Source organism: Nocardioides pollutisoli (assembly GCF_040045055.1).
Classification (GTDB): Bacteria; Actinomycetota; Actinomycetes; order Propionibacteriales; family Nocardioidaceae; genus Nocardioides; species Nocardioides tweenelious.
The window spans coordinates 1775032-1792132 of sequence record NZ_JBDZDU010000001.1; the positions used below are offsets into that span (position 1 = coordinate 1775032).

At 68.9% G+C, this 17101-nt stretch carries 13 protein-coding genes; 6 read left to right on the forward strand and 7 right to left on the reverse strand.

Going from position 1 to position 17101, the window contains the following annotated elements; genetic code table 11:
• Positions 1 to 4 precede the first annotated feature (4 nt).
• A complete protein-coding gene (rplI, locus tag ABLE68_RS08650; RefSeq protein WP_348870907.1) occupies positions 5 to 451 on the forward strand; it encodes a 50S ribosomal protein L9 in 447 nt (148 codons plus the stop codon).
• 66 nt (positions 452 to 517) lie between these two features.
• On the opposite strand, the gene ABLE68_RS08655 is transcribed toward rplI, so the two are convergent.
• Entirely contained in the window at positions 518 to 1072 is a 555-nt protein-coding gene (locus tag ABLE68_RS08655; protein ID WP_348870908.1) for a hypothetical protein, read from the reverse strand.
• On the reverse strand, positions 1069 to 2403 hold the full coding sequence (locus ABLE68_RS08660; RefSeq protein ID WP_348870909.1) for an MATE family efflux transporter: 1335 nt from the start codon (positions 2401 to 2403) through the stop codon (positions 1069 to 1071). Before ABLE68_RS08660 ends, ABLE68_RS08655 begins: the two co-directional genes overlap by 4 nt.
• Before the next feature lie 588 nt (positions 2404 to 2991).
• On the opposite strand from ABLE68_RS08660, the gene dnaB reads away from it, so the two are divergent.
• On the forward strand, positions 2992 to 4281 hold the full coding sequence (dnaB, locus tag ABLE68_RS08665; RefSeq protein ID WP_425475648.1) for a replicative DNA helicase: 1290 nt from the start codon (positions 2992 to 2994) through the stop codon (positions 4279 to 4281).
• A 589-nt stretch (positions 4282 to 4870) separates the two neighbouring features.
• Here the strand turns inward: dnaB and ABLE68_RS08670 are convergent.
• The 4 genes from ABLE68_RS08670 to ABLE68_RS08685 all read right to left on the reverse strand — a co-directional run bounded on the left by ABLE68_RS08670 (position 4871) and on the right by ABLE68_RS08685 (position 8310).
• Positions 4871 to 6289 (reverse strand): alpha/beta hydrolase, encoded by a 1419-nt coding sequence (locus tag ABLE68_RS08670; RefSeq protein WP_348870911.1) that lies wholly within the window; start codon positions 6287 to 6289, stop codon positions 4871 to 4873.
• Between the two features lie 15 nt (positions 6290 to 6304).
• Positions 6305 to 7177, reverse strand: a complete 873-nt coding sequence (locus ABLE68_RS08675) for an HD domain-containing protein (protein WP_348870912.1) — start codon at positions 7175 to 7177, stop codon at positions 6305 to 6307.
• Between the two features lie 189 nt (positions 7178 to 7366).
• Positions 7367 to 7705: a DUF6204 family protein gene (locus ABLE68_RS08680; protein WP_348870913.1), complete on the reverse strand. Its 339-nt coding sequence runs from the start codon at positions 7703 to 7705 to the stop codon at positions 7367 to 7369.
• A complete protein-coding gene (locus tag ABLE68_RS08685; RefSeq protein ID WP_348870914.1) occupies positions 7702 to 8310 on the reverse strand; it encodes a helix-turn-helix transcriptional regulator in 609 nt (202 codons plus the stop codon). The genes ABLE68_RS08680 and ABLE68_RS08685 overlap by 4 nt, the downstream gene beginning before the upstream one ends.
• Before the next feature lie 114 nt (positions 8311 to 8424).
• Between ABLE68_RS08685 and ABLE68_RS08690 the strand changes: the two genes are divergently transcribed.
• Entirely contained in the window at positions 8425 to 9318 is an 894-nt protein-coding gene (locus ABLE68_RS08690) for an alpha/beta fold hydrolase (RefSeq protein WP_348870915.1), read from the forward strand.
• A 9-nt stretch (positions 9319 to 9327) separates the two neighbouring features.
• On the opposite strand, the gene ABLE68_RS08695 is transcribed toward ABLE68_RS08690, so the two are convergent.
• Positions 9328 to 12090, reverse strand: coding sequence for a helix-turn-helix transcriptional regulator (locus ABLE68_RS08695; RefSeq protein ID WP_348870916.1), 2763 nt, complete (start codon positions 12088 to 12090; stop codon positions 9328 to 9330).
• A 166-nt stretch (positions 12091 to 12256) separates the two neighbouring features.
• Between ABLE68_RS08695 and ABLE68_RS08700 the strand changes: the two genes are divergently transcribed.
• The 3 genes from ABLE68_RS08700 to ABLE68_RS08710 all read left to right on the forward strand — a co-directional run bounded on the left by ABLE68_RS08700 (position 12257) and on the right by ABLE68_RS08710 (position 17041).
• On the forward strand, positions 12257 to 13747 hold the full coding sequence (locus tag ABLE68_RS08700; RefSeq protein WP_348870917.1) for an MFS transporter: 1491 nt from the start codon (positions 12257 to 12259) through the stop codon (positions 13745 to 13747).
• Between the two features lie 178 nt (positions 13748 to 13925).
• Entirely contained in the window at positions 13926 to 15392 is a 1467-nt protein-coding gene (locus tag ABLE68_RS08705) for an MFS transporter (protein WP_348870918.1), read from the forward strand.
• Positions 15393 to 15550: 158 nt separating this feature from the next.
• Positions 15551 to 17041, forward strand: a complete 1491-nt coding sequence (locus ABLE68_RS08710) for a DJ-1/PfpI family protein (RefSeq protein ID WP_348870919.1) — start codon at positions 15551 to 15553, stop codon at positions 17039 to 17041.
• The last annotated feature ends 60 nt before the right edge of the window (positions 17042 to 17101 follow it).

Below are 17101 nucleotides of genomic sequence, written 5' to 3' on the forward strand. Positions count from 1 at the left end.
CGACATGAAGCTCATCCTGACCCAGGAAGTCACCGGTCTCGGTGCCCCCGGCGACGTCGTCGAGGTGAAGGACGGCTACGGCCGCAACTACCTCGTTCCCCGCGGCCTGGCGCTGCGGTGGACGCGCGGCGCGGAGAAGACCGTCGAGTCGATCAAGACGGCGCGCTCCTCGCGTGCCGTTCGCGACCACGACCACGCCGAGGAGATCAAGACCAAGCTCGAGGCCCAGCCGGTCGCCGTGAAGGTGCGCGCCGGTGCCGGCGGTCGCCTGTTCGGCGCCGTCACGGTCACCGAGATCGCCGGCGCTCTTGCCGACGCCTCGGGCGAGCAGGTCGACAAGCGCACGATCGTGGTGACCAACCCGATCAAGTCGCTCGGCGCCCACGAGGTGTCGGTCAAGCTGCACGACGAGGTGTCCGCCACGGTGGCCCTCAACGTCATCCCGGCCTGACCAGCTCGAGACAGAGCGCAGCGGCCGCCGGCTCGCCGGCAGCATTCGACAGGGGTCGTTCCTCCTTCAGGAGGAGCGGCCCCTGTCGCCGTTCCCGGCCGGCTCCTCGTGCAGCGCCCACGGGCGCGAGGAGTAGGAGAAGAGCAGGACGATCACCAGGACGATGGTGACCACCGCGACCAGGATCAGCGGGACCAGCAGGTCGGACTCGATCGGGTAGACGACGATCGGCAGCACGCCGACGGCGATGGTCAGGGTCCGGGCGACCCGGAGCCAGCGCGCCGCCTTTGCGTCGCCCGCCTCGCCGGCGTGGGCCGCGAGCTCGGCGCACAGCAGCGCCACGAACGCGATCTGCGGCAGCGTCGCCGCCCAGACGAGCGAGTCGTCGGTGTCGGAGAGCGCGTCGGTGAAGGCGGGGAACCACAGCGCCACCGACACCAGCGCCGCGACGATCCCGATCGCGTGGATCGTGTCGCGGCGCGGGACCTCGGCGGGCAGGAGCCGTACGCCGTGGAGGACGAGCAACCAGCCGAGCGGGTCGGCGAGCAGGTCGTAGCCGTTGACCTTGGCGTTCAGCGCGACGATCACGAGACCCATCGCGGCGGCCTGCAGCGGTTTCACGAGGACATGTCTACCCCGGTGACCAGCCACGCATCGCCGCGGGCCCGCCGGACGAGCACGACCAGCCGGGCGCCCATGAACACCGCGCTGAAGGCCACCCAGATGGCGACCAGTCCGGCCGACTGTGCGGCCAGGACGAGCAGGACCGGCACGTAGACGACCAGCGTGACCAGCCCGGCACCCGCCAGGTACCGACCGTCGCCCGCACCGATCAGCACCCCGTCGAGCACGAACACCACCCCGGCGATCGGCTGGCCGAGCGCGGCCACGACCAGGACGGGCACCAGCAGGTCCAAGACGGCCGGGTCACTCGTGAAGAGGTGGCCGATGAGCGGACTCGCCGCGGCGAGGAGCAGGCCGGTCACGACACCGCTCGCGAGTCCCCAGCGGACCATCCGGGTCGTGGTGACCCGGGTGCCGGCGACGTCTCCCGCACCGAGCGAGCGACCGGTGAGTGCCTGGGCGGCGATCGCGATGGCGTCCAGCGCGAAGGCGAGGAACCCCCACAGGGTCATCGCGAGCTGGTGGGTCGCGAGGTCGACCTCCTGGTCGCGGGCGCTGATGGCGGCGAGCGTGACGGCGTACGTCGTGATGACGATGGCGGCGCGCAGGGTCAGGGTGCGGATCACGAGCGGGACGCCGGCTCGGCCGGCGGAACGGATGCCGGGCAGGTCCGGGCGCAGCGACGCTCCGTGGCGGCGCGCGGCACGCACCACGACGGCCACGAAGACGGCGGCACTGGCGACCTGGGCGAGCACCGAGCCGAGGGCCGACCCGGCGATGCCGAGCCCGGCGGGGTAGACGAGCAGCAGGTTCAGCACCACGTTGAGGGCGTTGCCGGCGACTGCGACCACCAGGGGCGTGCGGGTGTCCTGGAGACCGCGCAGGACGCCGGTCGCCGCGAGCATGAGGAGCAGTGGCACGGTGCCGAGGAACGCGATCCGGAGGTACGTCGCGGCCGGGTCGCTGACCCGGTCCGAGGCGCCGAAGAGCCGCACCAGCGGCTCGGCGAGGAGCACCCCCGCGACCGTGACGATCGAGCCGATCCCGAAAGCTAGCCAGAGGCCGTCGACCCCCTGCGCCATGGCGCCCCGCAGGTCGCCGGCGCCGAGCCGCCGGGCGACGCTCCCGGTGGTGCCGTAGGCCAGGAAGACGCAGAGGCCGATCACGGTCTGGAGGACCGCCCCCGCGATCCCGAGGCCGGCGAGGGGTGCGGTGCCGAGGTGCCCGATGATGGCCGCGTCCGCGAGCAGGAAGAGCGGCTCGGCGATGAGGGCGAGGAACGCCGGCACCGCGAGGCGGAGGATCTCGCGGTCGGTTGCGCGGGTCACCGGTGCAGCCTAGTCAACGTAAGGACCACTCTCGACTCATGCCTCCTACGTGACTAGTCAACAGGGCCTGTGGATGAACTCTGGATAACCTGCTGTCGGGCGCTAAGTCGACTTATGGGCAGGTAACGGGAAGGTGACCTGTCCATGAACCAAGACGCGGGCGCAAATATTTTCTCTACACAGGTGTTGGCGAGCATCTTCGCAGGTCAGAGGTCATGTAGACCCGAAACTCGGCGGTTCCTCCACAGGTGGGTCCCCAGGTTGTTGCACCTCCGCGAGCGTGTCGTCCACGAGTGCACCCAAGTTATCCCCAGCCCCTGTGGATAGCCCGCTGTCGCCGAGTGCCCCGGACGCCATACCGTCGCGCGATGGCGGTCGCCTGGGACTGTCGGATTCTCCATCTATCATCGAACGCACGTTCGATACCAGCAGCCATCGAGGGGACTGAGGGACACACAGATGAGCGTCACGGACCAGGACTCACGGGGTTCGTCCGACTTCCCGCTCGACGACTGGGGCGACGGCCCGGCGTCGTACGCCCCGGGCGAGCGCCCCAACTCGCCCGGCGACCGGACCCCGCCGCAGGACATGGCCGCGGAGCAGTCCGTGCTCGGCGCGATGCTGATCTCCAAGGACGCCATCGCCGACGTCACGGAGTCGATCCGCGGGGTCGACTTCTACCGGCCCTCCCACGAGACGATCCACGACGCGATCATCGACCTCTACGGCCGCGGCGAGCCGGTCGACATGGTCACCGTCGCCGCCGAGCTGCAGCGCCGCGGCGAGCTCCAGCGGATCGGTGGCGCTCCCTACCTCCACACGCTCTCGGCCAACGTCCCGATCGCGGCCAACGCCGGCTACTACGCCGAGATCGTCCGCGAGAAGGCGATCCTGCGACGCCTGGTCGACGCCGGCACCAAGATCGTGCAGATCGGCTACGCCGGCGAGGGCCAGGTCGACGACATCGTCGACACCGCCCAGGCCGAGGTCTACAAGATCACGGACCGCCGCTCGGCCGAGGACTACTCCCCGCTCTCCGACATCATGGACGGCGTCCTCGACGAGATCGAGGCGATCTCCAACCGCGAGGCCGGCCTCTACGGCGTCCCCACCGGCTTCGCCGACCTCGACGACCTCACCAACGGTCTGCACTCCGGCCAGATGATCATCGTCGCGGCTCGACCCGCGATGGGTAAGTCCACGCTCGCGCTCGACCTGTGCCGGGCGGCGTCGATCCACAACAACCTGGCCAGCGTCTTCTTCAGCCTCGAGATGACGCGCTCCGAGATCACCATGCGTCTGCTGTCGGCCGAGGCGAAGGTCCCGCTCAACCACATCCGCAACGGCAACATGACCGACGACGACTGGGCCAAGCTCGCCCGTAAGATGGGCGAGGTGTCGTCGGCGCCGATGTTCATCGACGACTCGCCCAACATGACGATGATGGAGATCCGGGCCAAGGCCCGACGGCTCAAGCAGCGCCACGACCTCAAGCTGATCGTCATCGACTACATGCAGCTGATGAGCTCGGGCAAGAAGGTCGAGTCACGTCAGCTCGAGGTCTCGGAGTTCTCCCGGCAGATCAAGCTGCTGGCCAAGGAGCTCGAGCTGCCGATCATCGCGCTCTCCCAGCTCAACCGTGGCCCTGAGCAGCGCGGTGACAAGCGCCCGATGATGAGCGACCTGCGTGAGTCCGGTTCGCTCGAGCAGGACGCCGACATGGTGATCCTGCTCCACCGCGACGACGTCTACGAGAAGGAGTCGACCCGCCCCGGTGAGGCCGACCTGATCGTCGCCAAGCACCGCAACGGCCCGACCCGCGACATCACCGTCGCCTTCCAGGGCCACTACTCCCGCTTCGTCGACATGGCCCACTGACCTGACCGGTTGCCGGAGTCACGCAACTTTGTCAGTAACGCGAGTCAAACTGTCATGTACACGTGGAATTTGTCATCTGACAGGGGCACGTCCAACGGAGTAGCAATCAGACGGCGCTGCCTCTCGCGCACGCTCAGGAGGTTTCGTCGGTGCCGGCGTCCGCTAACGCAGTGCTAACGCCTGCAGGGTTCGATCCGGCAAACGGCTCCCCTTCTCAGGCATGCCGGCACAAGGTGTCGACGGTCAGTCAGGTCCGGACCAGAAAGGCTGTGCACCTGCAGCTCGGGCCTTCGGTTCAGATGTCGTACTGAAGCCTGACCCACAAACGGCAGATCGCCCCGTCGCAGGTCAGCGACGGGGCGATCTGGTGGCGCGATACGACTCAGATGTCGTAGTACAACCGGAGGCATGAACGACTCGCTTCGACGGTGACCTGTTATCCCAGGTCAAAAGGGGTGCGTCGACGTTACGCCTCGGCGGTATCGGCGTCCAGTAGGTGCTGGTTAGGCACTGCGCTGGGGGAAATCTGGGGACCGGACGACGTTCCTGACGGGCGGATCAGATCTTGCCAGTGCTCAGCAGTCGGACTTCACCGGTCGCGCGCGAGGCTTGCGCCGGCGCGGATGGCAGTGACGACGTCCTCGATAGCGTGGACCGAGTCGGTCGCGCCCGCCTCGTCGTCCAGGATGCCCGGGTGGTCGGTCGGGGCGAACCGGTGGCTGCTGTTGGTTGAGAGGGCAGCGAGCCTGTCCTGCGCTTCCCTCCAGCCGACCTCGTCGTGGTCGAGTGCGGTGACGACCACGAGCGGTCGGTCGCCGAGGCCGGTCAGTGCCTGGGCTTGGCGGAACAGGGCCGGAATCGCTGCCTGCTCGTCGCGCTGGTTGCGCAACCCTTGCGGTGAGGTGGCGAGTGCGCGGACCTGGTCGGCGGCCGGCTGCGGCAGCCGGGAGACGAACGATGCGGGGACCAGGTGTCCGAGGCCGAGCCGGCTGAGGCTGGGCAACAACGCGACAACACGACGGGTGAGCGCGAACTCGCTACTCATGGTCGAGATCAGCTCGAACTGGTCAGGGCTCGAGCTGTCGAGGAGCACCATTCCTGCGACGTCGTCGGGGTACTGGGCTGCGTACGTCATGACGTACGTCCCGCCGGTGGAGTGGCCGGCAAGGACGAACGGTCCGACCTCGCCAGCGGCCTGGAGCAGAGCCTCGAGGTCGTGGGCGGCCTGGAGGCCGTCGTGTGGTCGGGAGCCTTCTTCGCTCCAGCCCTGACCAGCTCGGTCGTAGGCGCAGATCCGGCTCGTCTTCGCGACCTCGGGCACCACTCGGGCCCACGATGCCGACGTTCCCGCGAGACCTGACTCGACCACGACGGTCGGGCTGCCGGAGCCGCGGCAGTCCAGGTGCAGCCGACGTCCGTCGATCTCGTAGGCATGCCCGGGCATAGCCGGGAGGCTGCTCCCATTGACTGCGGCTAACTGGGTGTACAGACCCCCTGCACTGGCGAGGACGAGACCGGCGAGCACGGGGTAGAGCATGAGCCGGCCGCGACCTGGAAGGTCGCGACGCATCCGGTTGACGCAGTAGAGGGCGGTCGCAGCCAGGACCGGCGGCCACACCCAGCCGAGAGCCGACATGGTCTTCGGTCCTGGCACGACGGCCAGGAGGAGAATGCCGGCCGTCGTCATCAGGACCGCCGGCACCCAGGCCCAGCGTTGGCGGCGCGGGCTTCGGGCGGAGAGCCCGGCGAGCAGTGCCCAGCCGACACCAAAGCCGATGAGCACAGAGCCGGTGATGACGGCCTCGGTGGCGCCGGGGAAGCCTAGGAGGCAGAGCAACGCGGCGAGGACGAGGCCACTCATCAGGGAGCCGACCACGACGAGCGTCGTCGACCGGGTTGAGGTGACGGTCGGGGTGATGTCGCGTGACGCGTCCGAGAAGGCCGGGAACGGGCCGCGCTCAGCAGTCCGGGAGGGGTCCGTCCTGGTGGTGGTTTTGGGGGTGATCATGACATCGCTTTCGGGTCAGGAGTCGAAGGGGGAGAGGCGGACGGCGGCTCCGAAGGCGCCGTAGCGGTGGAGAAACCGGGTTCGGCCGTGGGGCACGCGGGCCGCTTCCTGGGCGAACGCAGCACCGAAGACCTGCTTGAAGTTCTCGCGCGGGTGGGCAGTGACCGCAGCGCTCAACGTCGTGGTGGGCAGGTCCCATGAGCGGAGCCCGACGACGTCGAGGGCGGCTCCTGCGGAGAGCAAGTACGCGACGGCGCCGGAGGTCAGGCTGACGCCGGGGCTGTGGTGGAGGGTGATGGCGTTCTGCATTGTGGTGCTGGCAGCGCCGGACAGGCCGACCTGTTCGGCGACCTCGCGTGCGACCCGGGCGCTGGCGAGGGTGAAGTCGGCGTCTCCGGTCGGGTTGACCAGGCCCGTGTCGTGCAGCATCGAGGCCGCGAAGAGGAGCTCATCGTCAACGTCGATGTCGTCCAGTACAGCGAGAGCTCGACCGAACATGTAGGTGCGGTAGCTGTGGTTGATCAGTACCGGTGCCAACATGGCGCGCGCCCGCTCCTCAGCCGTGCGGGTCAGGACGCTGCTCGGCGGCGCTAGACGTGCGGTGGGGATGAAGGCGTGTCGGCCATGGTTGAGACGCGTCACCATCGCGAGCCGGCCCAACCCGATTCGGACGTGGGTGCGGAGCAGGGGTAGGAGCAGGGAGCGCCGCTCGGCCGGCGTGAGCCAACCGGAGGTCTGCTGAACCCAGGCGACGGTGCCCAGCGCGAGGTGTTGGTCGTCCACGTGAGCTCCCGGTGCGAGCGAGGCGGACGTCGGGTCCGCTCCGTCCGGTACGTCGTACCGGCACGCCTCACACTGCTCGCGACGCGGCGGCGTCGCGCCGGTCAAACGGCCGGGACTCCTTCTGTCGAGTCCGAGTTCGGCAGCAACTGAGACTTCGGCAAACCACTCGGACAGCGGGTGTGTAAGTCGCATGTCGGTGGCTAAAGGCACCGCCCCCCGCGGGGATCGCGGATGGTCCTGACGCCGCGGGCGCGTTGGCCATGGACGAGCCCACGTACCCGGCCCGCGAGGCCGCTAGGCGCGAGCCCTGACCTTGACGTCCTGCAAGCAGACGGCTGACACAGTGAGCGGTCGATGGCCGATACCGCGAGCGCGGAGGAACTCCTCGGCCAGCAGCTCGCCCTCGACGACTACATCCCCGTCCGCTTCGGCGGCCGAGTTCTCCGCGCAGTCAAGGAGGTAGCGCAGAGTGAAGCGGGTGAGCGTCGGCGTATAGGTGAAGGTTCCCGCCGGGGTGAACGCGGAGGCGAACACGTCGTGGTCGGCTTGTTCGCTTCGAAGATGCTCGCGGACCGCTGGGGTGAGTGCCGCGAACTGGCCAGACACCAAGACTCGATACGTTCTCGTCGTCACTGTTCGTCCTTATGGTCGGCCCTTTTGCGGGCAGGGCTTCGGCTTCGGTGACCTGCATCTGGAGTGTGGATTTGGCTTTGCCGCTCGGGGTCGTGGGTCTCGGTGGTGGCCGCGATCTGCTCGCGCAGCCAATCGCCTAGGACGTCGCTGATGCGGATGCCGAGCTCGACCTGGGATGCGAATGCCTGGGGGCTACCGGTGTCCTGGAGCTCGGTACGCAGATCCTTCAGCGTGTCGAGCTCGTGGTCGACGTCAGCCAGGTCGCGCTCGAAGATGGCTCGCCTGTCGGCGGGGTCCAAAAGCGGGGTCAGGAACAGACGCAGCCCGCTCTCGTCGCGCTTGGACCTGTCGGGCCGGCCCTCGACCAGCCAACGGCGCAGCTCGTCGCGTCCGGCCTGAGTGATCCCGTAGGTCTTGCTGCGACGTGCCCCGTGCCCGATGACCTCCACGAGGTCGGCCTCGGCAAGCTTGGCGAGCTCGGGATAGATCTGGCTGTGGCTCGCGTGCCACGACGCCCTCAGCGAGCGATCGAAGGTCTGGGTCAGCTCATAGCCAGTCGAGGGACGACGGGCGAGCAGACCCAGGACAGCATGACGCAATGACATGGCAGCAGCGTAGCGCGAAATGACGACTTTGACATGTCGAACTCGACAGGTAAGGTTCTGTCTCTGAGCGAGACTGAACCGCCCGCTCTCCGGAACCACTGAAGGAGCGTCGTGATGCGTGTCGAGACGGCCAACGGCATCGCGCTCGAGTACGAGGAGTTCGGGGATCCGGCTGACCCGGCAGTCCTCCTGGTCATGGGGTTCGGCACCCAGCTTCTGGGCTGGGACGAAGACTTCTGTCGCCTGCTGGCTGCCCGAGGTCGTCGCGTGATCCGCTACGACAACCGTGACTGCGGCCTGTCGACCAAGCACCACGAGAGTCCTGTAGACCTCATGGACCTGGTCACGGCCGTGACGTCCGGCGATGTCGACCGTGCTCTGGCGATGGCGCCGTACTCCCTTCGCGACATGGCAGGTGACGGGGTCGACCTGCTGGAGCTGCTCGGTATCGACCGAGCGCACGTGGTGGGCTCCTCCATGGGCGGCATGATCGCGCAGAAGATGGCGATCGAGTTCCCCGATCGCGTGCTGTCGCTGACCTCGATGATGTCCTCGACAGGCGAGCCCGAGTACGGCCAGCCGACTCCTGAGGCCCAACAGGTCCTATTCGCCCCGCGACCCGCTGACCGCGACGGCTACATCGCCGCCGCCGAGCGTGAGCTCGTCTGGGCTTCGCGGCGCTACGGCAACCCCGGCACACTGCGCGACCTGGCCGCCGCGAGCTATGACCGCTCCTACTACCCGGCCGGTGTCCCGCGGCAGCTGGCCGCCATGATCCTTGACGGATCGCGTGCCGACGCGTTGCGTACTCTCGATGTGCCGACCCTCGTCATCCACGGGCAGGACGACACCTTGATCGACCCAAGCGGCGGACTACGGACAGCCGCCCTGGTGCCCTCCGCGCGGTTCCTCCTGGTCGAGGACATGGGGCACGACCGGCCTCGATCGCTCTGGTCGCGCCTCGTCGATGCCATCCACGAACACACAGAAGACAGCACCCGCGACTGACGATCGCCGTCAGTCGAGGTTGAGCTGGGACAGTTCCCCGCGGGAGGCGACGCCGGTCTTGGTGAAGACGTTGCGCAGATGGAACGCGACCGTCCGAGGGGAGATGAAGCACTGTGCCGCGACGTCCTTGTTCGACATGCCCTGGCTGACGAGCTGGGCGATGTGGAGCTCAGTGGGCGTGAGCTGGACCAGGGTCGAGACGCTGCGTTGTCGGGCTGTCTCGCCGGAGGCACGAAGTTCCCGAGTGGCCCGGGCCACCAGGGGCTCGGCACGCAGGTCGCGGAACGTCTCCAGCGCCTTGTTCAGGTGAACACGTGCCGCGACGCGCTGCCCGGTGCGGCGAAGGTGCTCGCCGTAGGCCAGCTCAGTGCACGCCTCATCAAAGACCCGATGAGCCAGCGCGTGGTGGACCAGCGAAGCGTCGTAGTAGTCGCGAGCGTCGGCCGGCTCAGCGAGGAGCGCACGGCCGAACTGAGCGGTGGCGTACGCCCACGGCAGGCCGGTGGCCTCGGCAAGCTCCTCGACTTCGGCGGTCCAGCTCGAAGCACGGTCGAGCTCGTCGGCGTTCACCGCTGAGGCGATCCGGACGGCGGTGACGAGCCGTGCTGCTGCCGGGACCCGGATCTGCTCGAGGTGGTGGAACGCCTCAGCGTTCGCGTTGGCGTTCGCAGCCTGCGTTGCTTTCGCCCATCGCAGGACATCGGCCACGACAGCATCCATGATGCCCAGATGGTGACGCTCGACGGCGTCCTCGGTCGCGGCCAGAAGGGTGTCGTAGTCGTTGTCGCCCTCCAGAGCAGCGAGCAACGTCAGGATGGCTGACGGTGTCACGGCCAGCCCTGGGTGCCCAATGCTGCGAGCCAGTGACATCGCGTCGTCCGCGGAGCGGCGGACGGCCTGCCAGTCGCCGGCTGCGAGCTCGCTGAGCGCGACCCTGTGCAGGGCGTACAGAACCTCCATGACTGCGCCGTCGGCTCGCGCGGCCGAGAGCATCGCGTCGAAGTAGCGGCGGTGGCCCTCGTGGTCGCCGAGGTGAAGGGCCATGTTCGCCACGTTCGCCCACAGGTCACGGTCCTCGGCGCTAAGGCCGATGGCCAACGCGTCCTGCACGAGCGCCATCGCCGTGGCGCGGTCGCCGGCAACATCGGATGTGGTGCTGCGCATCAGGAGTTTGAAGCACCGGAGGCGTACGGAGTCCGTCGCGCTCGGTGCTGTGTCCACCACCCCGTCCGGGAGGGTGCTGCCGCTGTCGACGCCGTGACTGCGCATGATGCCGGCCAACGCGGCCATCTCGGCCGCCCGTTCCTGGTCGAGTCCGGCTACGTCATGCGCAGCACGGATAAAGATCCGATGAGCGTCGACCGCAGAGCCGACCATGACCTCGATACGGCCACGCAGCCGGGCGATGTCCGCACGGAGCACGAGGTCGTCGGCGATGAGCCTGCACTCCGCGAGCAGAGCGACGGCCCTGGCGACCTGTCCTCCCGCGTACGCGGTACGGGCAGCGTCGAAGAGGCGTCGGGCGCGGTCCCCGTCGGCAACGGTGAGCTGGGATGCCCGGTGGTAGGCGGACGCCGCCGAGTCGTGGCCGCCTCGTTGCTCAGCTCGTCGACCCGTCGCTTCCAGGTCTGCGGCCAACGCTTCGTCGGGTCCGTTGGCGGCGGCGGCCCGGTGCCACGTCTGCCGGTCGACATCGCCCGTCGCGCCCAGAGCGTTGGCGAGCGCGGCGTGCGCGCCACGACGCTCGGCACCAGTGGCCGCCTGGTACACCGCCGAGCGGACGAGCGGGTGACGCACGCGGACCGTGTCGGCGTCGACCATGAGGAGCCCGGCGGACTCGACCTCTGCGAGGGTGGCGGCCGTGTCCGACAGGCCTTTGGCTGCGCTGAGGACGACAGAGAGTTGTCCCGAGTCGTCCGCGGAGGCGAGGAGCATCAAGGTCTGCGCAGGCTGGGAGAGGCGTCGGCACCGGTCGAGAAAGGTCCGCTCGACGCGACCAGACAAGGGCAACGTCTCAGGGAGGCTGGACTTGCCGCCGAGCTGGTCTGTGCTGAGCTGGGCGGGTAGCTCGACCAGCGCGAGCGGGTTGCCGCTGGTGCCGGCGGCGAGCTGTTCGACGACCTGGTCGGAGAGGACCTGGTCGGTGCGTTCGCGCAGCAGCGAGCCGACCGCTTCCCCAGTCAGTCCCTCCAGCCGCATCTCGGCGACGTCGCTCGGCGTGAACTCGTTGTGTTCGTCGTCGCGGGAGGCGAACAGCATGACGACCGGTTCAGCGAGCAGGCGGCGCGCAGCGAACAGCAACGCATCCGAGGAGGCGAGGTCGAGCCAGTGCGCGTCGTCAATGAGACACAGCACCGGACCGGACTCGGCCGCTTCGGTCAGCAGGGACAGTGTCGCCAGGGCGACCAGGAAGGGGTCGATCTGGTCGCCGTCAACCTCTCCGAATGCAACCCGCAGCGCCCGCGCCTGCGGCGGTGGCAGGTCGACGGCCAAGTCCATAACGGGGCGGAGGAGACGGTGGAGGGCGGCGAACGCCAACGGCGACTCCGACTCCAACCCAGCTGTGCGCAGGATCCTGGTGTCCGTGGCCCCGGCCGCAACCTCCTCAAGGAGGGCAGACTTCCCTAGGCCTGCGCTGCCGCTGATGACCAGGCTTGAGGCCTGTCCCGAGCGTGCCTCTTCCAGCATCTGCGCCAGCCGGGCGGTCTCGAGGTCACGGCCATGCAGCACAACCTCGACCCTATGCCCGCCGAGGTCCTCGAGCGGGCCCATCGACTAGACCCGTCCGGCCGAGGACCTCCCGGGGCCGTCGGCGCTCCGGCAAGCCAACCCCGGCAATCTGACCGGGGCGACCGCGTCCGCCGAGGCCGACTGTGGGGGTGCCTGCTCGACGAGCAGGCCGGATGCGGGCCCGAAGCCCGAGTGCGAAGGAGTCACCATGTCCGCCCATCCCGCATCGCACCCCAGCGTCACATCGCATCCAGCAACCGAAGTCGGAGCCGAGGCCGCGACACCGATCGAGAAGCGGAAGTCATGGGCGCTGCTCGCCGTCGCGCTCGCGGCCCAGATCCTTGTGGTGCTCGACATCTCGGTCGTCAACACCGCGCTGCCGTCGATCGGCAGCTCGCTGAACCTCGACAGCTCCCAGCTCCAGTGGGTTGTGACCGCCTACCTGATGATGTCCGGCGGGTGCCTGCTTCTGGGTGGCCGCATCGCCGACCTGCTCTCACGCCGCCGCGTCTTCCTGACCGGCCTGGTCCTGTTCACCGCGGCGTCCGCGGTCTCAGGGTTCGCTGAGACCGGGAACCAGCTCATCGCCGCACGCGCCGTCCAAGGACTCAGCGCCGCTCTGCTCACCCCGTCCGCGATGTCGCTCATCATGACCCACTACGCCGGCAACCAGCGCAAGACCGCCCTCGCCATGTGGGGTGCCGTCGGCAGCCTCGGAGTCGCCGCCGGTGTCCTCGTCGGAGGTGCGCTGACGACCGCTGCGAGCTGGCAGGCGATCTTCTGGGTCAATGTGCCCGTCGGCCTCATCGCCCTAGTCGTCGGACGCCGCGTCATTGCCAAGGAGACGCGCACCGCGCCCCGGCCGAGCGTTCGTGACTTCGACCTTCCCGGCGCCGCAGCGGTCGTCACCGGCCTCGCAGCGCTCATCTACGGCATCTCCGGCACCAGTACTCACGGATGGGCCTCCGTCCACAGCATCGCCGCGTTCGCCGTATCCGCTGGTCTGCTGCTGGTGTTCCTGAAGCTCGAGAACCGTGCCGCCAAGCCGCTGTTCCCGCCGCACGTGTGGAAGCTCCAGTCCCTCGTGTCAGGCACCGTGGTCATGCTCGGTGTGTCCGGCATCCTGGTGGGGGCTGTGTTCCTGACCTCGATCTACCTGCAGACCGTCCTCGGGTACTCGGCACTGGAGACCGGGCTGTCGTTCCTGCCGTTCGCTTTCGCACTCACCGTCGGCACCGCCGTCGCCAAGCACCTCCTGGCCCATGTCGCCCCGCGCACCATCGCCACCACCGGGCTTCTGGTCGCTGTGTTCGCCTCCGGGTGGCTCTCGGCCGCGGACGCCGACTCGAGCCTCGTGACCGGCATCCTGCCGGGACTGGTCCTGCTCGGGTTCGGCATCGGCATGGTGTTCGTCCCCGTCTCCGTGACGTCCATGGCCGGCATCCCCGCCTCGCACGCCGGCGTCGCATCCGGGTTCCTCATGACGGGCCACGAGCTTGGTGCCGCGTTGGGTGTCGCCATCCTGTCCGCGGTCGCCGCCTCGGCCGGCACGCTCACGACCGCCGCTGGTGCAGCCGACGCATTCTCGGCTGGGTTCATCGGTGCGTCCGTCATGGCCGCCGTAGTCGCCGTCTTCGCCGCGGTCCGGATGCCCGCCGCCCTCGCAGCGGGCGGGGGCGGCGGCATGCACATGCACTGACCGGCTGCGAGCCGCGAGTCGCGCAGTCGCCCAGATCCGACGCCACCCAGCAGACCCCCGCTGCCGGGTGGCGTCTCTGTGCCTAGCCCTGAGAGCGGAACCCGGCGATCTGGCCGGGGCGAGCAAATCCGTACGCCGCCACGGTGGGAGCACCCCGACTTCCACAGGCAGGCACACGATGACCACCACCGCACCGCCCACCGACCGCCACTCAGGACCGACAGGCACTCCCGGTGCCGCGGGCTCGGCCCAAGAGCCGCCGCGAGTTGGTCTCATCGAGCGCCGCCGCCGCACCGTCGCTTCCGGACTGCTGGTCTCCGCCCAGTTCGTCGTCATGCTCGACACCTCCATCGTCAACGTCGCCCTTCCGTCCGTCCAGGCCGACCTCGATCTCAGCCCGGCCGGTCTCACCTGGGTGGTCAACGCCTACGTCCTCGCGTTCGGCGGACTGCTGCTCCTCTCAGGTCGTGCCGCAGACCTCTTCGGCCGGCGGCGCATGTTCATGGCCGGCTCCGCCCTGTTCACACTCGGAACCCTGCTCGCCGCGGCCGCCGCCAACGAAGGGATGCTCGTCGGCGCGCGTGTCATCCAGGGCGTCGGCGCCGCGGCACTGAGCCCCGCCGCGATGTCGCTGCTGCTGGTGACGTTCCCCGGAGCCGCCCGCGCCAAGGCAATGAGCATCTGGGGGGCCGCATCAGCCGCCGGAGGAGCGACCGGGGTGTTCCTCGGCGGAATCCTCGCCGGCACATTCGGGTGGTCCTCGGTCTTCCTCGTCACGGTTCCCGTCACGGTCGCAGCCGTCGTCCTGGCCCGCCGCGTCCTCGACGAGCCCACGTTCACCGTCCGCCACCAGTTCGACTGGGCCGGAGCGGCGACCAGCACCGGCGCGGTCATCGCCCTCGTGCACGGCTGTCTCGGCGCAGCTTCGGGCGACTGGACGTCCCTGTCAGTGCTGTCGAGCTTTGCCGGCTTCGTCGTCCTGACCGCTGCCTTCATCCGCGTCGAGCGCCGCGTCACCGAACCACTCGTGCCGCTCAACCTCTTCGCCTCCAGGGTCCTGTCCACCGGCGTTGCGCTCGCCGTACTCGGTGGAGCTGCCCGAGCATCCACCTTCGTCCTCGTCGCCCTCTACTTGCAGCAAGCGCTCCACATGGCCCCCCAGCAGGCCGGGCTCGCGATGCTCCCCACCGCAGTCACCGGGTTCGCCGTGTCCCTCACCCTCCTCCCGCGGGTGCTGCGGGTCCTCGGGCCCCGTCGCTCGCTCGTCCTGGGACTCCTCGTGCTCGCTGCCGGCCACCTGTGGTTGGCCTACGGGCCTCACGACCACGGATACCCGGTCGCAGTCCTCCCCGGCCTGCTGCTGGTAGCCACAGGCGTCGCGCTCAGCTTCACGCCCACCACCATGGTCATCGCCGCCGCAGTACCGCCGACACAGACCGGACTGGCCGCCGGTGTCGCCGGCTCGGCAACCCAGGTCGGCGCCGCCCTCGGCACCGCGGCCTTCACCGCCATCGGACTCACGGTCAGCGGATCCACCGCCACCGTCCTCACCCCGTCCGGGTTCACCGCCGCGTTCACCGCCGCAGCAGTCGTCTCCCTCATCACCGCCGCAATGGGTTGCACCGTCATCCGCAACCGGAACTGATCCCACCAGCTGCCCGCCGCGAACCCGGGAGGCCCTACGGCCCAGAAGATCCCGGCACTTTGACCGGGTCGACCCTCCGCGGCCTCAACAACAGTGAAACCGAGCCCGCAACCGCGAAAACACCCACGACCGACCCACTCACGAAGGACACCGCTCCGATGACCACGAACCGCCGAACTTCCACCAGGACCTGGACCGGCCGCGTCCTAGCCACGACCGGGACGCTCGCCCTCACCGCTGCAACCCTGGCCGGCATCGTCGCAGCAGGTGCTGTCACGACGAGCAGAAGCACCAACCCGCCCGTACCCACCGGGCCCATCAACGAGCCGGCGGCTGCACTCCCGCCCACCGAACCCGACGAGGTGGCGAACCTGGCAGGCCCTGGGCACAGTCGATCGCTTGTGGTCGCGTTCGTCGTCGGCACCGACGGCACTGTCGCCAGCGACCTTCTCGCGCCCTACTCCATCTTCGCGAGCTCCACGGCGTTCTCCGCCTACGTCGCTGCCGACACCACTGCCCCCGCACCACTCGAAGGGGGACCCGCCGTCGTACCCACGCACACTTTCGCCGACATCGACGCAGACCCCGCCCTGACTCCCGACCTGGTCGTTGTCCCTGCCCTCACCCACCCCACCGGCGACGTCGAAGCACCGCTTCGCGACTGGGTAACTCGCCAGCACGACAACGGGGCCAAGGTCCTCGGCGTGTGCAGCGGGTCTCTCGTCCTCGCCGCCACCGGCATGCTCGACGGACTCGACGCCACCAGCCACTGGTCACGCATCAAAGCCCTGGAAGCCGACCATCCCGCCGTGAACTGGTTACGCGGGCGCCGATACGTCGAAGACGGCCCCGCCGCCTCCACCATCACAACCACGGCCGCTGTCACCTCCGGTATCCCAGCCGCCCTCCACCTCGTCGCCGAACTCGCCGGACCCGCCGAAGCACAACGAGTTGCGGACCTCCACCCCGAACTCGACTGGACTCCGACCCAGACGACCACCATCCCCGAAGACCACTTCGCGCTCCGCGACTGGCCCGTCGGACTCAACTACGTCATGCCCTGGTTCCGGCCCACGATCGGCATCGCGCTACGGGACGGAGTAGACGAGCTCGACGCCACCGCAGCATTCGAGGTCTACGGCCAGTCTGCCGCCGCGCACACCATCGCGATCGCCCCCAAAGACACCGTCCGCACACGGCACGGGCTCACTCTTCTCACCACACCCCTTGCCCAGGCCTCCAACCTCGACCGCGTGGTCGTGCCTGACGCGAACACCCCCGACAGCACCGAGCCCGAGCTGAACGCCTGGGCACACACCCAAGGCATGTCCCTTGAGCCATTGACCGACCCTGCGAGCGCGGACGGAACACCCACGGGCGGCGGATTCGACGCAGCGCTGCAGAACCTCGCCGACCACACCGACGCAGCAACCACCACCGCAACCGCCAAGATGATCGGCTACCCAACCACCGACCTCACCCTCGGCAACCAGCACCGCGCGTGGCGCCCCGTCGCGCTCGCCATCGTCGGCCTCGCGCTCGCAGTCCTCGTCGGGCTGACCCCCGCATTGCTGGTCCGCCGCCGGCACCAGCGCCGCACCCAGAGGCTCACGACGCCGGTCAGCGAACAGCAACCCGCAACCGCCTAGCACCCCCGCGCCGACCACGGCCCGGCGCGCGCTCGAGAAGTTTCGCCAGTGAGAGGACCG